General features: G+C 54.3%; 20 protein-coding genes and 4 tRNA genes. 5 read left to right on the top strand and 19 right to left on the bottom strand.

Going from position 1 to position 22812, the window contains the following annotated elements; all coding sequences use genetic code 11:
• Window positions 1–89 precede the first annotated feature (89 nt).
• From QZ534_RS17885 to QZ534_RS17875, 3 genes are all read right to left on the bottom strand, one after another.
• Window positions 90–842, bottom strand: a complete 753-nt coding sequence (locus tag QZ534_RS17885; protein WP_296936513.1) for a hypothetical protein — start codon at window positions 840–842, stop codon at window positions 90–92.
• Between the two features lie 29 nt (window positions 843–871).
• Window positions 872–1624, bottom strand: a complete 753-nt coding sequence (locus QZ534_RS17880; protein WP_296936510.1) for a hypothetical protein — start codon at window positions 1622–1624, stop codon at window positions 872–874.
• Window positions 1625–1705: 81 nt separating this feature from the next.
• Window positions 1706–2440, bottom strand: coding sequence for a hypothetical protein (locus QZ534_RS17875; protein ID WP_296936507.1), 735 nt, complete (start codon window positions 2438–2440; stop codon window positions 1706–1708).
• Window positions 2441–3124: 684 nt separating this feature from the next.
• Between QZ534_RS17875 and QZ534_RS17870 the strand changes: the two genes are divergently transcribed.
• Window positions 3125–3682: an NUMOD4 motif-containing HNH endonuclease gene (locus QZ534_RS17870; protein WP_296936504.1), complete on the top strand. Its 558-nt coding sequence runs from the start codon at window positions 3125–3127 to the stop codon at window positions 3680–3682.
• A 71-nt stretch (window positions 3683–3753) separates the two neighbouring features.
• Here QZ534_RS17870 and QZ534_RS17865 read toward each other — a convergent pair.
• From QZ534_RS17865 to QZ534_RS17850, 4 genes are all read right to left on the bottom strand, one after another.
• A tRNA-Leu gene (locus QZ534_RS17865) sits at window positions 3754–3835 on the bottom strand.
• A 255-nt stretch (window positions 3836–4090) separates the two neighbouring features.
• Window positions 4091–4166: transfer RNA gene (locus QZ534_RS17860), tRNA-His, on the bottom strand.
• A 76-nt stretch (window positions 4167–4242) separates the two neighbouring features.
• Window positions 4243–4319: transfer RNA gene (locus QZ534_RS17855), tRNA-Arg, on the bottom strand.
• A gap of 32 nt (window positions 4320–4351) precedes the next feature.
• Window positions 4352–4428, bottom strand: a tRNA-Pro gene (locus tag QZ534_RS17850).
• A gap of 233 nt (window positions 4429–4661) precedes the next feature.
• On the opposite strand from QZ534_RS17850, the gene folD reads away from it, so the two are divergent.
• Window positions 4662–5519, top strand: a complete 858-nt coding sequence (gene folD / locus QZ534_RS17845; protein WP_296936501.1) for a bifunctional methylenetetrahydrofolate dehydrogenase/methenyltetrahydrofolate cyclohydrolase FolD — start codon at window positions 4662–4664, stop codon at window positions 5517–5519.
• A 196-nt stretch (window positions 5520–5715) separates the two neighbouring features.
• On the opposite strand, the gene QZ534_RS17840 is transcribed toward folD, so the two are convergent.
• From QZ534_RS17840 to QZ534_RS17830, 3 genes are all read right to left on the bottom strand, one after another.
• The gene (locus QZ534_RS17840) at window positions 5716–7896 is read right to left on the bottom strand and encodes a malate synthase G (RefSeq protein ID WP_296936498.1); all 2181 of its coding nucleotides are present in this window, start codon (window positions 7894–7896) and stop codon (window positions 5716–5718) included.
• Between the two features lie 151 nt (window positions 7897–8047).
• Window positions 8048–9436, bottom strand: coding sequence for a cysteine--tRNA ligase (gene cysS / locus QZ534_RS17835; protein ID WP_296936495.1), 1389 nt, complete (start codon window positions 9434–9436; stop codon window positions 8048–8050).
• Window positions 9433–11112: a glutamine--tRNA ligase/YqeY domain fusion protein gene (locus tag QZ534_RS17830; protein ID WP_296936492.1), complete on the bottom strand. Its 1680-nt coding sequence runs from the start codon at window positions 11110–11112 to the stop codon at window positions 9433–9435. Before QZ534_RS17830 ends, cysS begins: the two co-directional genes overlap by 4 nt.
• A gap of 138 nt (window positions 11113–11250) precedes the next feature.
• Here QZ534_RS17830 and QZ534_RS17825 point away from each other — a divergent pair, with 138 nt between their 5' ends.
• Window positions 11251–11751 (top strand): peptidylprolyl isomerase, encoded by a 501-nt coding sequence (locus QZ534_RS17825; protein ID WP_069183295.1) that lies wholly within the window; start codon window positions 11251–11253, stop codon window positions 11749–11751.
• Window positions 11748–12473, top strand: coding sequence for a UDP-2,3-diacylglucosamine diphosphatase (locus QZ534_RS17820; RefSeq protein ID WP_296936487.1), 726 nt, complete (start codon window positions 11748–11750; stop codon window positions 12471–12473). Before QZ534_RS17825 ends, QZ534_RS17820 begins: the two co-directional genes overlap by 4 nt.
• Window positions 12474–12511: 38 nt before the next feature.
• Here the strand turns inward: QZ534_RS17820 and QZ534_RS17815 are convergent, their stop codons facing one another.
• From QZ534_RS17815 to QZ534_RS17780, 8 genes are all read right to left on the bottom strand, one after another.
• A complete protein-coding gene (locus tag QZ534_RS17815) occupies window positions 12512–13222 on the bottom strand; it encodes an amino acid ABC transporter ATP-binding protein (protein ID WP_296936516.1) in 711 nt (236 codons plus the stop codon).
• A 98-nt stretch (window positions 13223–13320) separates the two neighbouring features.
• Entirely contained in the window at window positions 13321–14406 is a 1086-nt protein-coding gene (locus QZ534_RS17810; RefSeq protein WP_296936484.1) for an amino acid ABC transporter permease, read from the bottom strand.
• Complete coding sequence (locus tag QZ534_RS17805) at window positions 14406–15593, bottom strand: amino acid ABC transporter permease (RefSeq protein ID WP_296936481.1); 1188 nt, start codon at window positions 15591–15593, stop codon at window positions 14406–14408. The genes QZ534_RS17810 and QZ534_RS17805 overlap by 1 nt, the downstream gene beginning before the upstream one ends.
• A gap of 88 nt (window positions 15594–15681) precedes the next feature.
• Complete coding sequence (locus QZ534_RS17800) at window positions 15682–16707, bottom strand: amino acid ABC transporter substrate-binding protein (protein WP_296936478.1); 1026 nt, start codon at window positions 16705–16707, stop codon at window positions 15682–15684.
• A gap of 260 nt (window positions 16708–16967) precedes the next feature.
• Window positions 16968–17855 (bottom strand): hypothetical protein, encoded by an 888-nt coding sequence (locus QZ534_RS17795; protein WP_296936474.1) that lies wholly within the window; start codon window positions 17853–17855, stop codon window positions 16968–16970.
• Between the two features lie 33 nt (window positions 17856–17888).
• Window positions 17889–18281 carry a thioesterase family protein gene (locus QZ534_RS17790; protein ID WP_069183289.1) on the bottom strand — a complete coding sequence of 131 codons (393 nt, stop codon included), beginning with the start codon at window positions 18279–18281 and terminating at the stop codon, window positions 17889–17891.
• Between the two features lie 67 nt (window positions 18282–18348).
• The gene (locus QZ534_RS17785; RefSeq protein ID WP_296936471.1) at window positions 18349–19929 is read right to left on the bottom strand and encodes a PQQ-dependent sugar dehydrogenase; all 1581 of its coding nucleotides are present in this window, start codon (window positions 19927–19929) and stop codon (window positions 18349–18351) included.
• 115 nt (window positions 19930–20044) lie between these two features.
• Entirely contained in the window at window positions 20045–20815 is a 771-nt protein-coding gene (locus QZ534_RS17780) for a ferredoxin--NADP reductase (RefSeq protein WP_296936467.1), read from the bottom strand.
• A 145-nt stretch (window positions 20816–20960) separates the two neighbouring features.
• Here QZ534_RS17780 and QZ534_RS17775 point away from each other — a divergent pair, with 145 nt between their 5' ends.
• A complete protein-coding gene (locus tag QZ534_RS17775; RefSeq protein WP_296936464.1) occupies window positions 20961–21845 on the top strand; it encodes a LysR family transcriptional regulator in 885 nt (294 codons plus the stop codon).
• Between the two features lie 54 nt (window positions 21846–21899).
• Here QZ534_RS17775 and QZ534_RS17770 read toward each other — a convergent pair whose 3' ends face one another.
• Window positions 21900–22505, bottom strand: a complete 606-nt coding sequence (locus tag QZ534_RS17770) for a tRNA-(ms[2]io[6]A)-hydroxylase (RefSeq protein WP_296936461.1) — start codon at window positions 22503–22505, stop codon at window positions 21900–21902.
• Window positions 22506–22812: the final 307 nt, after the last annotated feature.

Below are 22812 nucleotides of genomic sequence, written 5' to 3'. Positions count from 1 at the left end.
ACCGTTGAACGAGTTAAGCGTCAAAATTCACACTCATTGCCACTAATTTTGACACATGCGCAAGGATCAATTTCAAATAACGTTTACTATCAATCTCTTGTATCCGTCCCCACTGGATCGATAGTCTGATGGGCTTGTTGATCAACTATCCATTGAACCTTGCTTCTGGGTTTCTCTTCTAGGTCTTTGTTAATTTTCTCTACACCGTCAGGGTCACAGTAAACATAGTCGTTGTACCTAACGAATTCGCGGTCTGTAGTTGCAATATCTATTCTATGGGCACAAAAGTGAGTATTGCCGTACACATCCACATACCGTGTCAGCAACCCCTTCACGCGATTTGGAAGATTGAAAAACAAGACAACTCTAGCTGTTTCATCTGGCATCAGTCGGTGAACGTCAGGAGAACAGCGGTAATACTTCATATTATCGGTAAGCATGAATACTGTGATCTTTGTCGCTGTTCCCAAACCCACATTACTAAGTTCGATCAAAAGATAATTTTGCTCAGCAACACCAGTAACCATGCACTCTAATTTTTTATCCTCGACATCCTCTCGAAATTTTCCACCTTCCATTATCAAAATTGGCCTCACGGAGTCGTTACGCTCTCTTTCTGCCCTCTCCCTGCCCTCTTTGATATTTACTTTGAGGGAGCTAACAGTAATTGCGATACCGAAAAGACCCAGCACCAATGGGGTGAACTCACTAAGGAAATCTATAGCATTCACACCGGCTAGTGCGGCTGCACCAAGAAAAACCAGAGCAACTACGAAAACTAGTAATAGATCATTAACAACTTCAACGCTGAATCTCTTCAACCATTCAGGTATGTCCCTCATGAATTAGCTATCCTATGTTCTATATTCCCCTAATGGTTTACTACTTCTCTTCCTATGCTGTTTTCTGGCGTCAAAGGATCAAGACTTAGCGCTTTAGTCAGAGCCCTATTCTCGGCTTCACTCAATTCTGAAATGTAGTGATTCGATTCTATTAACTGGTCTGAACTTTCATGATCCTTTCCAAAAAAGTGATGCTTACAGTGGTGTTCATTGTCGAAAATGTCGATTGGATTAGTAATCACTCTTTTTACCCTTGAAGGGAGACAATAAGATATTTGGAGGAATGCTAGCTCCCCAACCGCAATTTTATCGATTTCAGACGTGGCCTTGTAAAAATCACCATTCTCACACACGAGGAAAACATTCACGTTGAGCGCCACACCGAGACCCGCATTCTCTACAGACATGGACAAAGTGGTGACATTCGGTCCGTTGGGCATATTCCAAAAACACCGCATAAGCTGGAAATCTCGGCGCGTACCAAAAACCTTTTGACGATGATCGTAGTTAACCGCCTTGGCGATAAGAACCGGCCTCACACCTTGGTCTCTTTCCTGTTTTGCTCTATCCCTTCCCTCTTTGATATTCAGCCTGAGTGCCGTAACAGTGACCAGAATGGAGAACATAGCCAAGAGTAGAGGGGTGTAGTCTTGTACTATTTCCTTAGAGGACCAGCCGGATAGCTCCACCACACCGACGATAGCAAGAGAGACACCAATCACTATCAGTGCATCCTCTGCCAGTAGCTGTACCCCTTCCCTGACTCGCGTTGGTATCTGCATACCGTTACCTTTGCCAATGAGTTAGCCAAACCCTAGCACACTGCTAGACACGCAAGAGAACAGATATCCGGTAAGGTAATCTCAATCTAACATCGTCGTCGAATTTCCGAGATACGCGTTTTTGAGACGCCGGAATTTAAAGAATTTACTTGACTCTTCTATTAGCAGCCCGGTATCGCCTGAAACGACATTCCCACCTTCCCCAAATATCTCTTCTTTGCTGGACATGGAGTTTATGGCGGTCACGAAATACAAATTACCGTATACATCCCTAAATCCTAGGTAAAAGGAGAAGTCTTGAAACCTCCCATAATTGTAGAGGAGTGTAATTGACACCTCTGAATTAACATGCAGTACCGGCAGAACACCTTCTGCCTTATAAAGGCTACCTCCTGCTTCGCCAATAAAAACAAGTTTTTGTGCAATGCCAAGACCGTGATTATGAACGGTACACTTAAAAGTCTGATAATCCCGTCTTCTACTACCTTCATTATCGGGAAGAGTAAGACGAAGTCGATAATCCGAGTAGAATTTGTCTGAAGGCATAGCTTTGCTTAATAGAACTAAAGGCTTAACACTGCTATTCCTATCAACGATTGATCTATTTCTTGCGTATACCAGATTCACAAAAAGTGTGATTAAAGTCGTGACAATCGCAAATGAAGCCAAAAACAAAGATGTTATTTCTCGAAATATTTCTTGATCTGACAGATCGACACCAATCTTATGAAAAATACCAAAAAATATGTAAGCAAAAGCGACAAGGACAAATAAACTAAAAACCATCAACAAAGATATGAATATAAATTTTTTCACTTTAAGAGCCTTCTTACTAATTATATTTCATTTCGATTTAGTATATCGATCGTAGAATTATTCATTCAGATTAGATCATTTTACGTTTTTTACCACCAAGACCTTATCTTCATTTTTGGTGAGCGCTAGAATCCACCGACAAAAACAAAGTCGCTTCCCACATCATCAAGAGTCGGGGACAGTATCACCAGATGCCATACGGCCGCGCACAATCGTAAAGGATCAGCGGGCTGTCTGGATTCCACACAGCCGCCCACAGATTGATTATTAAGATGATTAATGGACGTTGGCCTAATTGTGTTGAAAATATCAAGAAGACCAAAACAGGCAACTCCATTAGCAACTTCAGATCTTCCAGAAACAGGCACAAAAACCGAAATAATTGACTATAGAGCGCAAGCGCTCACGCTTTCCCGCTGTGTCTTTCTGCAATGTCCATAACAATAAGGTCGAAATATAGATCATTGGATACCGAAAAGTAACGCTTTTTAAGATGTGGATTAATACCGTAAGAATCCAGACACCATTAATTACTTAAACTAAGCAATGACCGGTGAAGAAATATAATTATTAGTAGAGCAGCTACTAAATCAATCATACAGGACTGATTTAAAGTAATTTTTTGTCTATTGACAAATATAGATTTCATGAGACTCCTATATATCTAATTAGGAGATAATTATCATGAAATCACAAACAATAAAAAGAATATCGACATTCGGGGAATTATGGAAAGACGTAGTAGGTTATGAAGATAGATTTTTAATTAGTAACTATGGAAGAGTGTTTGGCAAAGCATCAAAAAAGATCTTAGTACTTGGCACTAATAAAAACGGTTATAAAGTCTTATCAACGAGAATAGGCGGAAGAAAGGGTGAATATAAGTGTTTCAGAGTACATAGATTGGTAGCAGAAGCTTTTTTAGATAATCCTGATAACCTACGCCAAGTCAATCACATCGATGGCAATAAAATTAACAACCGCGTAGAAAACCTTGAATGGATCAGCAATCAAGGAAATATCAGACATGCTCTCGATATCGGTTTGATTACACCCCGGAAGGGTGAAGAATTAACCAACTCTGTACTAACAGATGAAGATGTGAGGTTTATCAGGGAACATTACACACCGAGACACCCTGAGTACGGCAGGAATGCACTAGCAAGACGATTCGGGATAGCTGGAGCAACGATTACTAGAGTGCACCAAGGGAAGGCTTGGAGGCACGTAGAACAGCCCTAAAGCGCCCTACCCTCATCATCCCCTTCTAGAAAGAGAAAAGCCCCTCAGAACGAATCTGAGGGGCTTGAATGTACACCGGGAGGGACTTGAACCCCCACGCCTTGCGGCAGTAGGACCTAAACCTACCGTGTCTACCAATTCCACCACCGGTGCAAACCTTGAAACTTGGTGCCCATTTTACCTAGTCAGTTTCTAGCTTCAACCAGAATGCTTAACACGGTATTGGCACATTTTTGACACATTTTGATGTGCCACAGTAGGAAAACCCTTGAAAATCAGAACTCTCACGGGTTGCCCCACTGGAACCTAAATCCAGTGCGTCTACCAATTCCGCCACTCTCGCATATCCGGCGCAGCTCTGAACCATAACAGGGAATCAGGGTGCTCGGAAACAAACAAGGGGAAAAGTGGGGTGGACGAAGGGGTTCGAACCCTCGACCGCAGGAGTCACAATCCTGAGCTCTACCAACTGAGCTACGTCCACCACATCGGGACATGCCTTTTACTTTTCAACTTTGCTGGTTACGGTCGCTCCGGCGCGGACCAAGCCGACGACTTGATGGCGCGCCCGGCAGGACTCGAACCTGCGACCATCCGCTTAGAAGGCGGATGCTCTATCCAGCTGAGCTACGGGCGCTTGACCGTTCGCCCACCTGAACATCCAGAAATTGGTCGGGGTAGAGAGATTCGAACTCCCGACATCCTGCTCCCAAAGCAGGCGCGCTACCAGACTGCGCTATACCCCGTTTGAACTGAACAACAAGTGCCTCAGCAAAGTTGGCGCGCATATTACCGGCGCCGGAGGGTTCCGTCAACACGGATTTCCAAATTCCCTGATACAACAGCCTCTTCAGTGACAAAGCACTGTGCCGAAAGTTCCTTCGAGCCCCCTCAGGCACCCGTTCAATTGGAGTTCCGGTGGAAGCATGAGACAATGCCCAACCTTCAATTTACCCATGCCCAACCGACAAGACGAGACATGACCGCCAAACTGATCAATGGAAAAGAAATTGCCGCCGAAGTAAGACAGCAGGTCGCGGCCGGGGTGGAAGCACGCACACAGCAGGGGCTGCGTGCTCCGGGACTGGCCGTGGTACTGGTCGGCAACGATCCCGCATCCCATGTATATGTAGGCAACAAACGCAAGGCCTGCGACGAGGCAGGAATTCTCTCCCTTTCATACGATCTGCCGGAAGATACCTCCCAGGAAGCCCTGGAAGCACTGATTGACGAGCTTAATGAAAACCCTACCGTGGATGGAATCCTGGTACAGCTCCCCCTGCCCTCGCATCTTGATGCAGACCCGATTCTGGTGAAGATCCGTCCGGACAAAGACGTCGACGGCTTCCATCCCTACAACATCGGCCGCCTGATGCAGCGCAAACCCACCCTGCGCCCTTGTACACCGGCTGGCATCATTACCCTGCTCGATAGCATTGACACGCCCTACAAGGGCCAGCATGCCGTCATCGTGGGCGCATCCAACATCGTCGGCCGCCCCATGAGTATGGAGCTGCTTCTAAAAGGCGCCACCGTCACCGTGTGTCATCGCTTCACGCCGGACCTTGAGAAGTTTGTCCGGGAGGCCGACATCCTGGTTGCTGCGGTCGGCAAGCCCGGCCTGATCAAGGGCGACTGGGTGAAACCGGGGGCAACGGTGATTGACGTGGGTATCAACCGGATGGAAGACGGCAAACTGCATGGCGATGTGGATTTTGCAGCGGCCTCAGAGCGCGCCGCCTACATCACACCAGTTCCTGGTGGAGTTGGGCCGATGACCATTGCGACCCTGCTGCAGAATACGCTGTACGCCGCGGATGTGCTGCACAAGGACTGAGCCAAGGTGTTGGATTATGGCTTCGCCTAATCCAACCTACCAAATCGTGGACTGAATTCGACTTCTGTTGGATTACGGCTTTGCCTAATCCAACCTACAAACGGGAGCAGTCTGTCAGGTAGGTCGGATTAGGCGAAGCCGTAATCCGACAAGCCACAAAAAACCCCGCCGAGGCGGGGTTTTTTATGCGCAGCGCTTACTGCCCGTATTTGGCTTTCGCCTTCAGACGGTAAGCGTGCAGCAGCGGCTCGGTGTAGCCGTTGGGCTGCTCGCGGCCTTTGAGAACCAGATCGAGCGCTGCCTGGAAGGCGACACTGTCATCGAAGTTCCCGGCCATGGGGCGGTAGGCCGAATCACCGGCGTTCTGCTTGTCGACCACCGCAGCCATGCGCTTCATGGTTTCCATGATCTGGTCTTCGGAGCAGATACCATGGTGCAACCAGTTAGCCAGCAGCTGTGATGCAATACGCAGAGTCGCGCGGTCTTCCATCAGGCCGACATCATTGATGTCAGGCACCTTGGAGCAGCCAACACCCTGGTCGATCCAGCGCACAACGTAACCGAGAATACCCTGGGCGTTGTTGTCCAGTTCCTGCTGGATATCTTCGGCACTCAGGGAGGCCGGATCATCCATTACAGGCACTGTCAGGATGTCTTCCAGCGCGGCACGGGTGCGGCTTTCCAGCTGCTTCTGGACATCAGCCACGTTCACCTGGTGGTAGTGAGTGGCATGCAGCGTGGCAGCAGTGGGAGAAGGAACCCAGGCGGTATTCGCACCGGCCTTCGGATGGCCGATTTTCGCTTCCAGCATGCCGGCCATCAGGTCAGGCATGGCCCACATACCCTTACCAATCTGGGCAACGCCACGGAAACCGGTTTCCAGGCCAATGTCCACGTTCCACTGCTCGTAGGCATTGATCCAGGTGGCCTGCTTCATGGGACCTTTGCGGATAAACGGACCCAGCTCCATGGAGGTGTGGATCTCGTCGCCGGTGCGGTCCAGGAAGCCGGTGTTGATAAACACGGCACGCTCTTTGGCGGCATGGATGCAGGACTTCAGGTTAACCGTGGTACGGCGCTCCTCGTCCATGATGCCCACTTTCAGGGTGAAGCGCGGCAGACCAAGAGCGTCTTCAACACGGCCGAAGAACTCGTTGGTAAATGCCACTTCTTCCGGACCATGCATCTTCGGCTTCACGATGTACATGGAACCTTTGGTGCTGTTCTGGAACTGGCCGTTGCCTTTCATATCGTGAATGGCGATCAGCGAAGTGATCAGGCCGTCCATGAGGCCTTCCGGCACTTCGTTGCCGTCTTTCAGCAGGATGGCCGGGTTGGTCATCAGGTGGCCGACGTTACGGATAAACATCAGGCTGCGGCCTTTCAGGCTCAGCTCGCTGCCGTCCGGCGCAGTGTAGCTGCGATCCGGATTCATCTTGCGGGTCAGCTGCTCGCCACCTTTTTCAAAGGTTTCCTGCAGATCGCCCTTCATCAGGCCCAGCCAGTTGCGATAGGCCAGTGCCTTGTCGTCAGCGTCCACGGCCGCTACCGAGTCTTCGCAGTCCATGATGGTGGTGAGTGCAGACTCCATCAGTACCTCTTTGACGTTGGCACCGTCGTCTTTGCCAATCGGATGGCTGGCGTCGATCTGGATCTCGAAGTGCATGCCGTTCTTGACCAACAGCACGCCGGTAGGCGCGTCAGCAGCACCGGTGTAGCCAACGAAGCCGGCTTCGTCTTTCAGGCCAGTGGACTCGCCGTTCTGGAGCTTGACGACCAGCTTGCCACCTTCAACCAGATACTTCGCAGCATCTTTATGGCTGCCAGAGGCCAGCGGCGCAGAGCTGTCGAGCAGGTTGCGAGCCCACTCGATAACTTTGGCCCCGCGAACCGGGTTGTAACCACGGCCTTTGTCGGCGCCGCCTTCCTCGGAGATAGCATCGGTACCGTAAAGGGCATCGTACAGGCTACCCCAGCGCGCGTTCGCCGCGTTGAGCGCAAACCGGGCGTTCATGATCGGAACCACCAGCTGCGGGCCGGCCATGGTGGCCACTTCCGGATCCACATTGGAAGTGGAGATCTTGAACTCGGAGGGCTCGTCAACGAGATAACCGATGTCTTTCAGGAAGGACTTGTACTCGGCCATGTCCAGCTTCTGACCCTTGTGATCGCGGTTCCAGCTATCCATTTTTTCCTGGATCGCATCACGCTTGGCCAGCAGCTCACGGTTACGTGGTGCCAGCTCGTTTACGATCTTGTCGAATTCTGCCCAGAATTTATCGGCATCGACCCCTGTGCCCGGGATCGCTTCATTGTTCACGAAATCATACAGATTCTTTGCGACCTGAATGCCGCCGACTTGTACGCGTTCTGTCATCGTTGTCTGCCTCAGTGGGTTACGTTTCCCGACTCCCCCTTTAGTCTTGCGGGGGCATTCTAATTTGAGCGCCGCATTGTAAGGGAAAATCCTTACAAGATCATTCCCGCAGGCGCAAAACTGGTCTGACCAACCGGCAAGTCCCGGGAATTCAGGCCTTACGCCAGGTCGTTCCCTCCCGGGAATCGTCCAGAATAATCCCTTTATCGAGAAGTTCGTCGCGGATCCGGTCGGCCTCGGCAAAATTCTTCGCCTTGCGCGCATCGGCCCGGGCCTGGATCATCGCTTCAATGTCTTCTGCGCTGAGCTCACCACCGGTGTCCGCCTGGAAGAAGGCTTCGGGGTCCTGCTGCAGCAGCCCCAGAACACCACCAAGCCTGACCAGAATCGCCGCACTGTGCTTGGCGTCCTCTTCACGGCCATCCCGGCGATGCTGATTAATCTCGTTGGCAACCGCGTGCAGGACAGCAATGGCACCCGCGGTGTTGAAGTCATCGTCCATCGCCTCGGCAAACCGCTCGTCGTGCTCGGCTTCCGGCACATCGGCGGCCTTGGCGGGCACAATGCCCCTCAACGCATGGTATAGCCGGGTGAGCGTGCGGCCGGCCTCAGCCAGATTTTCCTCGGAATAGTCCACCTGGCTACGGTAGTGGCTGGAAACCAGGAAGTACCGGACCACTTCTGCCGGGTACTTCTCCATGATCTCGCGGATGGTGAAGAAGTTACCCAGAGACTTGGACATCTTTTCTTTGTTCACCCGGATGGCACCCGCGTGCATCCAGGTGTTCACAAAGGTGTGGCCAGTGGCACATTCTGACTGGGCGATCTCGTTCTCATGATGCGGAAACAACAGATCCGGACCACCGCCGTGGATATCGAATGTGTCGCCGAGGCAGCAGGTTGACATGGCCGAACACTCAATATGCCAGCCGGGACGACCATCACCCCAGGGCGAAGGCCAACTGACCTCGCCTGCTTTTGCCGCTTTCCACAAAGCGAAATCGGCCGGGCTTCGCTTGGCTTCCTGAACATCCACCCGCGCGCCCGCCAGCAGGTCTTCCAGCTTTTTCTTGCTGAGCTTCCCGTACTCCTCGAAGGAATCCACGGCAAAGTAAACATCGCCGTTATCCGCCGCATAGGCGTGTCCACTGGCAATCAGCTTGTGGATCATCGCGATGATTTCGTCAATATAGGCCGTAGCCCGGGGCTCTTCATCCGGAGACAGCACGCCAAGACGGGCTTCATCCTCGTGCATGGCCTTGATCATCCGGTCGGTGAGCTCGTTATAGGGCTCGCCGTTCTCATCCGCCCGACGCAGGATCTTGTCGTCGATATCGGTGATGTTGCGAACGTAGTTCACCTCAAAGCCTCGATGGCGCAGGTAACGGGTAATCACATCAAAGGCCACCAGCACCCGGGCATGGCCCAGGTGACAGTAGTCATAGACGGTCATACCGCAGACGTACATCCGGACCTTGCCAGGCTCAATTGGCCGGAATTCTTCCTTCTGCTGGGTAAGCGTATTGTAGATACGGATCACTTGCCCCCCTTACCCCAGGAATCCCTGAGCGTAACGGTGCGGTTGAAGACCGGCCGGCCGGCAGCCTCGGTATGGGCCTGATCACAGAAGAAGTAGCCTTCCCGCTCGAACTGGTAGGGAAGATCCGTGCGAGGCGCAGCAAGACTCTTTTCAATACGCGCACCTTTCAGAACCACCAGTGATTCCGGGTTCAGGTGATCCATCAAATCACCGTCCTTGTCGCTGTCCGGGGATTCATGGTTGAACAGGCGGTCGTACAGATTGATATCCGCCTCCACGCTATCGGTGGCCGACACCCAGTGAATCACGCCATTGGGTTTGTAGCCTTCAGGATTGACGCCCAGGGTGTTGGGGTCGTATTCGCACTTGAGTTCAACAATCTCGCCGCTATCGTCGCGGATCACTTCCCGGCAGGTCATTACATAGCCGCCCCGCAGACGCACCGCCTGATCCGGCGCCAGCCGCTTCCACTTGCGCGGCGGCTCCATTTCGAAATCTTCCCGGTCGATATACAGGGTCTGGGTCCAGGGTACTTCCCGCTCGCCCATATCCGGGTTCTGCGGATGAACCGGCAGGGTCAGTGTTTCACTCTTGTCGGCCGGATAGTTGGTCAGTGTCACCTTCAGCGGGCGCATCACACACATGGCCCGGGGAGCACGACTGTTGAGATCTTCCCGAATGGCGTGCTCCAGCATGCCCACATCCACGGTTCCGCCAGCCTTGTTTACGCCAATCATGTCGCAGAAAGTGCGGATGGATTCCGGTGTGTAGCCGCGGCGACGCATGCCGGAAATGGTTGGCATCCGAGGATCGTTCCAGCCATCGACAACGCCCTCATCCACCAGACGCTTGAGCTTGCGCTTCGAGGTGATGGTGTAGTTCAGGTTCAGACGGGCAAACTCGATCTGGCGCGGGTGGCACGGGCCTGAAATGTTATCCAGCACCCAGTCATACAGCGGCCGGTGATCCTCGAATTCCAGAGTGCACAGGGAATGGGTGATCCCCTCCATGGCGTCTGAAATCGGATGCGTGAAGTCGTACATCGGGTAAATGCACCACTTATTGCCGGTCTGGTGGTGTTCGGCGTAACGGATTCGATAGAGGATTGGATCCCGCATGCTGATGTTGGGAGATGACATATCGATCTTGGCCCGCAGCACCAGCTCGCCGTTCTGATACTTGCCGTCCCGCATGTCGCGGAACATCTGCAGACTCTCGTCCACCGGGCGGTCCCGGTAGGGGCTGTTTCTGCCCGGCTCTTTCAGGCTGCCCCGGTACTCGGCCATTTCGTCGGCCGTCAGGGCGCACACATAGGCCTTGTCCCGGGTAATCAGCTCCTCGGCAAACTCATAGAGAGCATCAAAGTAATCCGAGGCGTAACGTACGTCCCCGGCCCACTCGTAGCCAAGCCACTCCACATCCTGCTTGATGGCATCGATGTATTCCTGGTTTTCCTTTTCCGGATTGGTGTCGTCAAACCGAAGGTTACAGTCGCCGGAAAAGGTCTCGGCGATGCCAAAGTTCAGGCAGATCGATTTGGCATGACCAATATGCAGGTAACCATTGGGCTCCGGCGGGAACCGGGTGACCACCTTGCCGGTATGCTCTCCGTTGGCGATGGCATCTTCGATCAGGCTCTGGATAAAGTTGTGGGCTTTCTTCGACTCGGCGCTCATACAATCTCTGTTAAAGGGGGAGTGAATCTTAAACCGCATATTATACTCACAAATCCTTGCCGGACTCATGCATAGCGGGAAACTCTTGAGTACAATGGGGCCCGTAACGTACCTAACCTTTCTGAACAGGAAAACCTGATGATTCTGCTGACAACCAACTACGGTGACATCAAGCTGGAACTGGACTACGACAAGGCACCGGAAACCGCCAAAAACTTTGAACAGTACGTTCGCGACGGTTTTTACGATGGCCTGATCTTTCACCGTGTGATCAGCAATTTCATGATTCAGGGCGGTGGCTTCGAGCCCGGCATGACACCGCGCAAAACCCGCGATTCCATCCAGAATGAAGCCGATAACGGCCTGAGCAACATGCAGGGCACCATCGCCATGGCCCGCACCATGGATCCGCATTCTGCCACCGCCCAGTTCTTTATCAACGTTGAGAATAACGGCTTCCTGGACCACACCGCCAAGAACGCGGAAGGCTGGGGCTACTGCGTATTTGGCAAAGTGGTCGAGGGTATGGACACGGTCAACGCGATTCGCGCGGTACGTACCACCATGCGTGCCGGCCACCAGGACGTGCCCGCCGACGATGTGGTTATCGAAAAGGCCGAGGTTCTGGAGGACGCGTGACCACGCTGTTTATTTCAGACCTTCACCTCGAGGAATCCCGCCCGGATATTACTGAGGCATTTCTGGGATTTCTCGATGGGACAGCCAGCGGCGTTGATCAGCTCTACATCCTCGGCGATTTTTTCGAGGCGTGGATCGGCGATGATGAGCGCACACCGCTCCAGGAACAGATAGCGGCTGCCCTGCGCAAACTTCGGGACAGCGGCACCGAGATTTTTCTGATGCACGGCAACCGGGATTTCCTGATCGGCGAGGAATTCTGCAATCGGGCCGGTGCAACGCTTCTGGATGACCCAACGGTCATCGATCTGCACGGCACCCCTACCCTGCTGATGCATGGCGACAGCCTGTGTACTGCGGATGTGGAGTATCAGAAATTCCGGGCCAACATGCGCAACCCGCAGTGGCAGCAGATGATTCTCCAGCGCCCCCTGGAAGACCGCCAGCAGATGGCCCGTCAACTCCGGGAGATCAGCATGGCAAAAAATCAGGGCAAGGAAGAGTTCATCATGGATGTAACGCCCGAGGAAGTCGTGAAGGACATGGAGACGCACGGCGTTCAGAGGCTGATCCATGGCCATACCCATCGGCCCGCAGTGCATCAGCTGACTGCCAACGGCTTGCCGGCAAAGCGGATTGTCCTGGGAGATTGGGACAAGAACGTCTGGTGGCTGAAAGCGAAACCGGGCCAAGAGCCCGAGCTTAAGAAGCAGCCGTTATAAAAAAACCGGGCAAATGCCCGGTTTTTTTAGCCCTGGCTTCAGTGCGCCAGTATCTGCTGGAGGAACTTCTGAGTCCTGGCTTCCCGTGGGTTGGTGAAGAATTCGTGCGGCGGGGCCTCCTCCACGATCTCACCTCCATCCATGAAGATAACCCGGTCGGCCACGGTTTTGGCAAAACCCATCTCGTGGGTTACACAGAGCATGGTCATACCGCTGCCGGCGAGCTCGATCATGACATCCAGCACTTCCTTGATCATCTCGGGATCCAGCGCCGACGTTGGCTCATCGAACAGCATGATTTTCGGCTTCATGCACAGGGCCCGGGCAATCGCAACCCGCTGTTGCTGGCCACCGGACAATTGCCCCGGATATTTTAAGGCCTGATCCGGAATTTTTACCCTCTCCAGATACTCCATGGCGGTCGCTTCCGCCTCTTTGCGAGGAATCTTGCGGACCCAGATCGGCGACAGGCAGCAGTTCTCAAGGACCGTCAGGTGCGGGAACAGGTTGAAATGCTGGAATACCATGCCGACTTCCCGACGAACCGTATCGATCTGGCGCACATCATCGGTCAGCTCAACGTCGTCGACGATGATTTTGCCTTGTTGATGCTCTTCCAGCCGGTTAATACACCGAATGAAGGTCGATTTACCAGAGCCGGACGGCCCGCAGATAACAATTCGCTCACCCTGGGCTACTGTCAGGTTGAGGTCCTTCAGTACGTGGAAGTCCCCGTACCACTTGTGCATGCCTTCAACACGGATAATGTCGGACTTCTTACCGGTGTTATCCTGTTCGGAAGGCGTTGCATTGGAAGTTTGGGTTTGTTCTGTCATTGGGTTACCCATCAGGTTTTATGACCGGTGTCGAGTTTGCGTTCGAGATTCTGGCTGTAGCGGGATATGCCGAAGCAGAAGACCCAGAAACAGAAGGCGACAAAGACATAGCCTTCTATGGCCACGTTCTGCCATGCCGGGTCTGTCACAGTGGACTGGACGGTTCCAAGCACATCAAACAGGCCGATAATCAGAACCAGCGTGGTGTCCTTGAACAGTGAAATGAAGGTATTCACGATTCCCGGAATCACCATTTTCAGCGCCTGGGGAAGAATAACGAGCCCCATCTTCCGCCAGTATCCGAGCCCGAGGGCATCAGCTGCCTCATACTGGCCACGCGGAATGGCTTGCAGACCACCCCGGATTACTTCCGCCATATAGGCAGACTGCCAGAGTGTGATACCGATCAGGGCACGCGCCAGCTTTTCGAAGTTAACGCCTTCCGGCAGGAACAACGGCAGCATCACTGAGGCCATAAACAGCACCGTGATCAGGGGCACCGCCCGCCAGACCTCAATGAACACCACGCTCAGACCACGGATGATCGGCATCTCCGAGCGCCGCCCAAGGGCCAGTAGAATGCCGATAGGCAGGGAGGCAAGTATGCCAATGTAGGCGAGGATCAGGGTCAGCATCAGGCCGCCCCATTTGGTGCTCTCGACTACTTCAAGGCCGAACGTGCCGCCCGGTATCAGGAAGTACCCGATAATGGGCAAGCCGGTCATCCCGAAAATCCCGAGCCATTTGCGCCCCGGGAACCGCTCGATGAACTGGGGCACAAACGCAATGGCCAACAGCAGGAACATGGCGTCGACGCGCCACTGCAACTCATCGGGGTAGAACCCGTAGATGAAGAAATTCAGACGCTGACTGATAAACAGCCAACAGGCGCCGGCTCCGGTACAGTCGCTCGCATCCTGGCCCTGAAAGTTCGCTTCGAACAGCAACCAGTTCAGGAGGGGCCCGACACTGGTCACCAGCAGGTAGCCAACCGCCAGGGTCAGCAAGGCATTGTACCAGGTCGAGAACAGGTGCTCTCGCATCCACTTGACCGGACTGAGCGCCTTTTTGGGTGGTTTCATGGTTGACTCAGCCATCATCGCTCCTTAATCGCAACAGCCCGGTTGTAGATATTCATGAACAGCGAGATCGAAAGGCTGATCGTGAGATACACCGCCATGGTGATCGCCACAACCTCGACCGCTTGCCCGGTCTGATTGAGGGTGGTGCCCATGAAGACTGCAACGAGATCCGGATAACCGATTGCCGTCGCGAGAGATGAGTTCTTCGCCAGGTTCAGGTACTGGCTCGTGAGCGGCGGGATAATCACCCGCATTGCCTGCGGTATCACAACCAGACGCAACGTAAGCCCGTTAGGGAGCCCCAGCGCTTTGGCCGCTTCAGTCTGGCCCTTGCTCACTGACAGGATACCGGACCGGACAATCTCGGCTATAAAACTGCCCGTGTACAGCGATAGCGCCACCCACAGAGCGGCAAGCTCGGGGATGATGGTAATACCACCACCAAAATTGAAGCCCTTCAGTGCGGGCACTTCCCATTCGAGCGGGCTGCCTGCTGCGAAGTAGGCGATTGCCGGCAACAGGACCAGTAGTGCAACACCAACCTTGAAGGTGGGAAAGATCTGGCCAGTAGCCAGCTGCCGCTTTTTGGCCCAGATTCGAATACCAACAACGGCGGCAATGGCGATCGCCAGAGCCCACCAGACCAGCCCAAAACCGTCCTGGGTCAGCGGCTCCGGAACATAAAGCCCGCGATTGTTGAGAAACATGGTACCGCCCACATCGATACTCTGGCGCGGCGAAGGCAAGGCGCCCAGAACGGCGAAATACCAGAAAAAGATCTGCAGCAGCAACGGGATATTCCGGATAACCTCGATATAAACGAGGGACACCTTGGCAACCAGCCAGTTGCTGGACAGACGGGCCACACCAATGATGAATCCGAGAATCGTTGCAGCAACGATGCCCATTGCGGAGACCAGGAGGGTGTTGGTCAGGCCAACCCAGAAGGTTCGGCCATAGGTCATGGTGGCATCGTAAGGGATCAGGCTCATGATGATGCCGAAGCCGGCGGTCTCATCAAGAAAGCCGAAACCGGTGCTGATGCCCCGGCTCTCCATGTTGGCGAGCGTGTTTTCTACCAGTGTCCAGCCGGCCCAGAAAACCAGTGCGATGGCGACAACCTGGAAGAAGAGTGAACGTACCCGCGGGTCATACCAGGGCTTTGGCCCGGCAGGTCTTGAATCAATTGTTTGTTTTTTCATGCAATGTTCCGAAAGGCTTCCCTGCAGCTGACTTCATCAGAGATCACCGGGGCGCCCCTTGCGAGGCGCCCCGGTGTGCTTTCAGGTGTTACCGGACTGGCGGGGCATACATGATGCCGCCGTCGGTCCACAGGGCGTTGATACCCCGGTCCAGACCGAGCGGTGTGTCCGGACCAACATTGCGGTCATACATCTCACCGTAGTTACCGACCAGCTTAACAACCTTGTGGCCGAAGTCATCAGGCAGGCCAAGCTTGGCACCCATGTCGCCGTCCGTACCCAGCAAACGCTGGATGTTCGGGTTATCGGACTTCAGCATATCGTCGGCATTGGCACTGGTAACACCCAGCTCTTCCGCGTTGATCTGTACTGAAAGCACCCACTTGACGATGTTGAACCACTGATCGTCACCCTGGCGAACCACGGGGCCCAGCGGCTCCTTCGAAATGGTGTTTGGCAGAATCTTGGCTGCACTCGGATCAGACAGCTTGGAACGCAGCGCCGCCAACTGGGAACGGTCAGACGTCAGCACGTCGCACCGACCGGCAGAAAACCCCTGAACGGTTTGCTCAGAGGTATCGAATACGATGGGTTTGAATTCCATTCCTTTGGCACGGAAGTAGTCGGACAGGTTGAGCTCTGTCGTGGTCCCGGCCTGGATACAGATAGAGGCTCCGTCAAGCTGGAGTGCATCGTCTACCCCGATATCCTTGTTGATCAGAAACCCCTGGCCGTCGTAGTAATTCACGCCAGCGAAATTGAGGCCCAGCGAAGCGTCACGGGTCAACGTCCAGGTGGTGTTGCGGGAAAGCATGTCGATTTCACCGGACTGCAGTGCGGTAAAACGCTCCTTTGCGGTGAGGGGCGTAAACTCGACCGCGGAGGCATCCCCGAAGATCGCTGCAGCTACAGCGCGGCAGGTATCAACATCGATACCGGTCCAGTTGCCTTTTTCATCAGGTTGGGAGAATCCCGGGAGACCGGTGGTAACACCACACTGCAGGTGGCCCTTCTCCTTGACGTTTTCCAGTGTGGTGGCTGCCATGGCGCCAGAGGCCGTGAACGTACCCACTGCCAGAGCAATCCCCAGGGCAATCGATTTCGTCTTTCTCATTGTCTTTTCTCCGAACATCAGTTGGTTTTTCGAGACATATGCTTTCAGCAATTTGCGAGCCATACATCCTAAATCCATGATTTATATTGTTTTTATTCGCCACCAGGGCGTTACAGACAGAACTGGAACGAGGTGACGCTGCTTCATGCACTGATACAGTGCTCTCATTACGACCCCATGCGCCAAAAAAAGGCGGCTTTGGGGTCGTGCTCCTTAAAAGTAGAACAAGGTTCGGGAAATGAACTAGTTTTTATGCAAAATTATTCGGAAATTTTGAAGACGGGAGGCTCTTTATAGGTCTCGAGACGCTTCAGCCATCCCGGCAGCCAGCGCTCTCGTTCAATCGGGTCCTCTGCGTTTTCAGCTCTGCGCGTGAGCACCGTAGCGGCCGCCTCCCGAAACTGGACGAGAGCACTATGGTCATCGGAGCCAGACATTGCCAGTAGCACCTGCAGTAGCCCCCAGCCTTGATCGTTGTAGCGTTCCTTGGGTGAAAGCCCCTCTCCCTTGAAATTCACATAGTCGATAATGGCATAGACGCCGCCGGGCGTCTGACTGAGCGCTTTCAACCTGTTAGCCACTTCTGACTTTCGCTCATCCGGAGCGGCCTCAACAATTTTCCCCAGCGACTGCCTGGCCCGGCGGAATATGAATTCCGCCTGAATTCCCTGAGTGCCCGCCAGAAACTCGCGTAGTTCTGCGAGCCGGGGCGAGTCGTCGACAGCCATGAATTCCGCTTTCCGGCTCCAGGGCGCATCGAAGGGCTCCAGAGCCCGCAGCCATTGGGGAATATTGACTTGTCGTTGCTCCATGTATTCCATCAGCGCGGGAAAGCTCTCGACAAACCGACCCTCAACACCCTTCGGATACCAGATAAAGTGTCCGATACCGAGCGACGGGAAGGCCTCACCATCATTCCAGTGGACCAGGCACTGGAAACGACCTGCGCATTCGTTCCGGAAAATCTGCTGACCCACCCAGTCCAACTGGGCGGAGGTCAGCGCCAGGGAAACATCAACATCAGGACTCTCCGACGCGGACATATCCTCGGACTCAGGAACGGGATCCGTAGTCTCGTTCGCGGAATCACAGCCAGCGAGTGCGAAAACCGTGATCAGACCAAGCAATGCAAACGATTTACCAAACACCAGCGCCTCCGGTAGGTTCAAAATTACGGGCGATTACTCTACAGCATGTTCAGCCAGTCTTGCTTTGATGTCCTCTGGAATTGGCAGGGCCTTCTCTGTTTCGTAATCGAAATGAATCAGCACGGCGACGCCCCGGGCAATCTGCTTGTCGCCCTGCCAGGCTTCCTGAACGACATGGAACGAGGAATTGCCGATCTTGCCAATGCCTGTTTTGATCTTGACCGGAATATGCCAGTAGCTCTGGGCCAGCAGATCAATTTCCAGCCGTGCAATGATCAGCGGCCAGGTCTCCGCCTCAAGGGTGGGATGAAAAATCCGGAAAACCGGCGTTCTGGCCTGCTCGAACCAGACCGGCAAAGTGGTATTGCTGATGTGCCCGAGGGCATCGGTATCGCTGAAACGTGGTTCCAGTTCCAGATGAAACATGGCGGCTTCCCCCTTTTGAAAACCGCCTACTATACACCGGCCATACGCAAACGACCCAGATCTCCGACTAAGGCACGATACGCAGCACTCGCCCTTCGGCGCTGTCGGTAAGCAGATACACCCCACCGTCAGGCCCCGTGGCAACATCCCGAATCCGCTCATCAAGCTCTTCGAACATCGTTTCCGTATCGTTGGCCTGCCGTCCGTCCAGCGTCACCCTATGCACACTTCTGTCGGCGAGCGCGCCCACAAGCAGGTTGCCCTGCCAGTCAGGAAACAGCTCGCCCCTGTAGCGGGTCATCCCTGAGGGCGCGATTGAAGGGGTCCAGTGCAGCAGCGGCTGCTCCATACCCTCATGCTGAACAAAGGGCGTGATCATCGCTCCCGTGTAGTCGATGCCATGAGTGATCACCGGCCAGCCATAGTTGTGTCCCGGCTCGATGATGTTGACCTCATCCCCGCCACGTGGGCCGTGTTCGTGGGCAATCAGCAAACCATCAACGGAATCGTAGACCAGCCCCTGCACATTGCGGTGTCCGTAGCTGTAGATTTCCGGAAGAGCATCGTCGCTGCCAACGAAGGGATTGTCTTCGGGTGCCGTACCATCCGGGTTCAGGCGGATAATCTTGCCAAGATGGCTGGACAGGTCCTGTGCCTGCTCGCGATAGTCAAATCCATCCCCCAGGGTGACGATCAGCGTACCATCGGGAAGCCACGCCATTCGGCCACCATAGTGGGCACTGCCCTGCTTCGCAGGTTGAGCCCGGAATATCTCGACTACGTCGTGCAGAGCCATTCCCTGTAACTGACCACGGGCAACACATAGGTGATTGGCTGCGGCGGTACCGCAAGCGTAGGCAAGAAATACCGCCCGGTCAGCCTCAAAATCCGGCGACAGCAGGACATCAAAAAGGCCAGCCTGAGCATCATTGAAAACCGTCGGCACGCCTGTAATCGGCTCCGGATCCAGACCCCACTCCCCTGAAATGCGCCGCAACCGCCCTGCCCGCTCCGTCACCACGGCGCCACCCTCAGGGAGAAACGCCAGGGACCAGGGATGCTCCAGCCCGGAGATTAATGTCTCGACGGTGTAGTTGCCGGGAGACTGGGCCTGCACCGGCGCGGGCAGCGACCCGAGGCCCAGTGCCAGGCAACAGGTAAGAATAACCGTCGGTGCATGACCAACATCAACGGTATGCCGCCTGGCCGTCAGTCGGGCGAACAATGCACCCGCAAACGCCGCCGTTAGCAACATCGCGAGCAGCCCACCCGCAGACCGGGTAGCCGCAATGAGCGTAGGCATGGGGGCCAGTGCATTGGCCGTCAGCAGCGCCACCCACAGCCCGCCGGCCCCGGCCAGGGCAAACAGCGGTACCCGCAGCCCAGGCCCCATGAAGCGTGAGACAGTCGTGGCGACGATCTGGGAAACGAGGAAACTGACACCAAAAAGGATTCCATAAAGCGGTGCGAAGGAAACCAGATCATGCACAGTGGCGGACAGGCGAGCGTCAGATCCAACCCCCACCCCGATGGCCTGAAGGGCCAGGAGGTTTAGCTGGGTCTGGACCACCGTACCAAGAACCACTCCGACCACCAGTGCCACCAGGAAACTGATGACGTTTTTCTTCGTTCCCTGCATTCCCGCCATTTTGTCCGCCTCCATAACCGTTTGCCGTTTATACGACCAATTCTGTCAGATACAAACACAAAAAAGCCGGAGCATCACGCTCCGGCTTTGTCAAAGGCGGCCTGGCCCTGAAAACTCACTGCTCCACAAAGGCCCGCTCAATCACGTAGTGCCCCATATCGCCGCCCCGGGCTTCCTTGAAGCCCATGTTATTGAGGATGGCGCAGGTGTCCTTGAGCATGCTCGGGCTGCCGCAGATCATGAATCGGTCGTTTTCCGGGTCGAAATCCGGCAAGTCCAGATCGCGGGTAATCTTCCCGGTCTCCATGGCATCGGTTAGCCGGCCCCGGTTGCGAAACTCTTCGCGCGTGACGGTGGGATAGTAAACCAGCTTGCCCTTGACCATTTCGCCGAAGTATTCGTTCTCCGGCAATTCCTCAATTTCCTTCTGATAGGCCAGCTCGGAAACGTAACGAACGCCATGAGTCAGGATCACCTTGTCGAAGGCCTCGTAGACCTCGGGGTCCTTGATAATGCTCATGAACGGCGCGAGCCCGGTACCCGTGCTGATCAGCCAGAGGTTCCTGCCCGGCAGGAGGTTGTCCAGAATCAGGGTTCCCGTCGGTTTACGGCTGACCAGAATCTCGTCACCCACCTGAATCTTCTGCAGACGGGAAGTCAGTGGACCGTCCTGAACCTTGATCGAAAAGAACTCAAGCTCTTCCTCATAGTTGGCGCTCGCAATGCTGTAAGCGCGCATCAGGGGCTTGCCCTCGGTCTCAAGACCGATCATGACAAAATGGCCGTTCTTGAAACGAAAGCCCGGATCCCGGCTTGTGGTGAAGCTGAACAGGGTATCGTTCCAGTGATGGACGCTGGTAACTTTCTCTTTGATCAGGTTGCTCATGTAAACCTCTTGCCTGTCCGATACGCTGTTTTACGGCGAATGTTTTAACTTTGGATTGCGCTTAGTGTAACCCGGCACTAACCTATCGGGAAAATGGGATATTCTCATAACCTTATTCGAGTGAGCCGATTAAGAGCCAAAAGTTATGAAATACAGTTTCCGGCAATTGGAAGTTTTCCTTGCAGCGGCCCACTTCCAGAACATTACCCGCGCGGCCGAATCGCTGGCCATGTCGCAGTCAGCAGCCAGCAGTGCGCTGAAAGAACTGGAAAACCAGTTCGATATCCAGTTGTTCGATCGCGTTGGCAAGCGGCTTCAGTTGAACGAACTGGGGCGTCTGTACCGCCCGAAAGTAGAAGCCGTCCTGGCTCAGGCCAATGAACTGGAACAGGCTTTCAGCAAGCACACCGAAGTGGGTGCTCTGAAAGTGGGCGCCACGCTTACTATCGGGAACTATCTGGCCGTGGGTGTCATGGCCCAATACATGAATACCCCTACCCATCCAAGAGTCTCCCTGGAAGTAGCCAACACCAGCACCATTGCCAGGCGGGTCAAGGACTTTGAGCTGGACATCGGACTGATCGAAGGCGAATTGCAGTCATCAGAGCTGGATGTGTTGCCCTGGAGAGGTGATGAGCTGGTTGTGTTCTGCTCTCCAAGCCACCCTCTTGCAAGGAAAACCTCTCTGTCGGATGAAGACCTGCGCAACGCCACCTGGATCATGCGTGAGCAGGGTTCCGGTACGCGCCAGAGCTTCGAGCGGGGCATGCACGGCCTGCTGTCGGATCTGAACGTGCTGCTGGAACTGGAACACACGGAAGCCATCAAGCGGGCAGTAGAGGCAGACCTTGGCATTGGCTGCCTGTCTGAAGTGGTGCTGGCCGATGCCTTCAAGCGGGGCAGCCTGGTGCCGCTGACCGTCCCCGAACACCGTCGGTTTGACCGGCAGTTCTACTTCATCCTGCACAAGCAGAAATACCGCAGCGCCGGCATTGACGCCTGGATAGAGCTCTGCCGGAAACTGGAGTGATCAAGACGGGCTCAGAAGAAAGCTTTCTTCTGACCCCAACCTGGCAGGCCAGCCTTAGCTTACTGGCCCACTATGGAACCGGAACTCTGTATCCGGCTCCTCGATCAATGCTTTCTCGAGCGCCAGAAAATCACCCACGCGCGCCTCAATCGGCCCACCGGCAGCCTGCTCGGCCAGCGCCAGGTAATCCTGATAATGTCGGGCTTCCGATTTCAGCAGACTGGTGTAGAAGTCCGCCAGCTTCTCATCCAAAAATGGCGCCAGGGCGGCAAACCGCTCACAAGAGCGCGCTTCGATAATCGCACCCACAATCAGCACATCCACCAACCGCCCGGGATCTTCCGCACGGACCTCCTGCCTCAATCCTGCAGCGTAGCGGGCCGGCGTCAGGTGACCATACTCCACGCCCCGTTTTTTCATGATTGCCAGTACCTGTTCGAAATGCCGGAGCTCTTCCCGGGCCAGCCGGGACATCTTGTTCAACAGATCGGTGTTGTCGACATAGCGGTACATCAGGCTCAACGCGGTGGAGGCGGCTTTTTTCTCGCAGTGGGCGTGATCAATCAGCATCAGATCCTGATTCGCCAGGGCGTTGTCGATCCACTGTTGCGGGGTCCGGCACGGCAGGAAGTTGTGAATCTCTTGCAGGGCGTCGTTCATGGCTCAGTACATCGGTTGATTTGCGGCCGGCGAGTATAGCGCACTTAACAGATTCCTCCGACCTCTGTCCAACTTAACTTTATAAGGGGTTTCCTATAGAATGCAGCGCCAGATTAAGGAGTCTCTGAATAAACCCTGAAACCCCATCGGTGATTTGAGGCATTATTCAGAGGCTCCTGCGGCCTTTCCGCCAAAAACCGCCCGCCACGGCATGAAGCCAACGGCGCGGGACATTCCAACTGATGAGGGTCCATATCGTGTTAGAAGCCTATCGTGAACACGTTGCCGAACGTGAAGCCCTGGGTAT

The organism is uncultured Marinobacter sp. (assembly GCF_913055835.1).
In the GTDB taxonomy this organism is placed as follows: domain Bacteria; phylum Pseudomonadota; class Gammaproteobacteria; order Pseudomonadales; family Oleiphilaceae; genus Marinobacter.
This window is presented reverse-complemented; position numbering and strand designations above follow the sequence as displayed.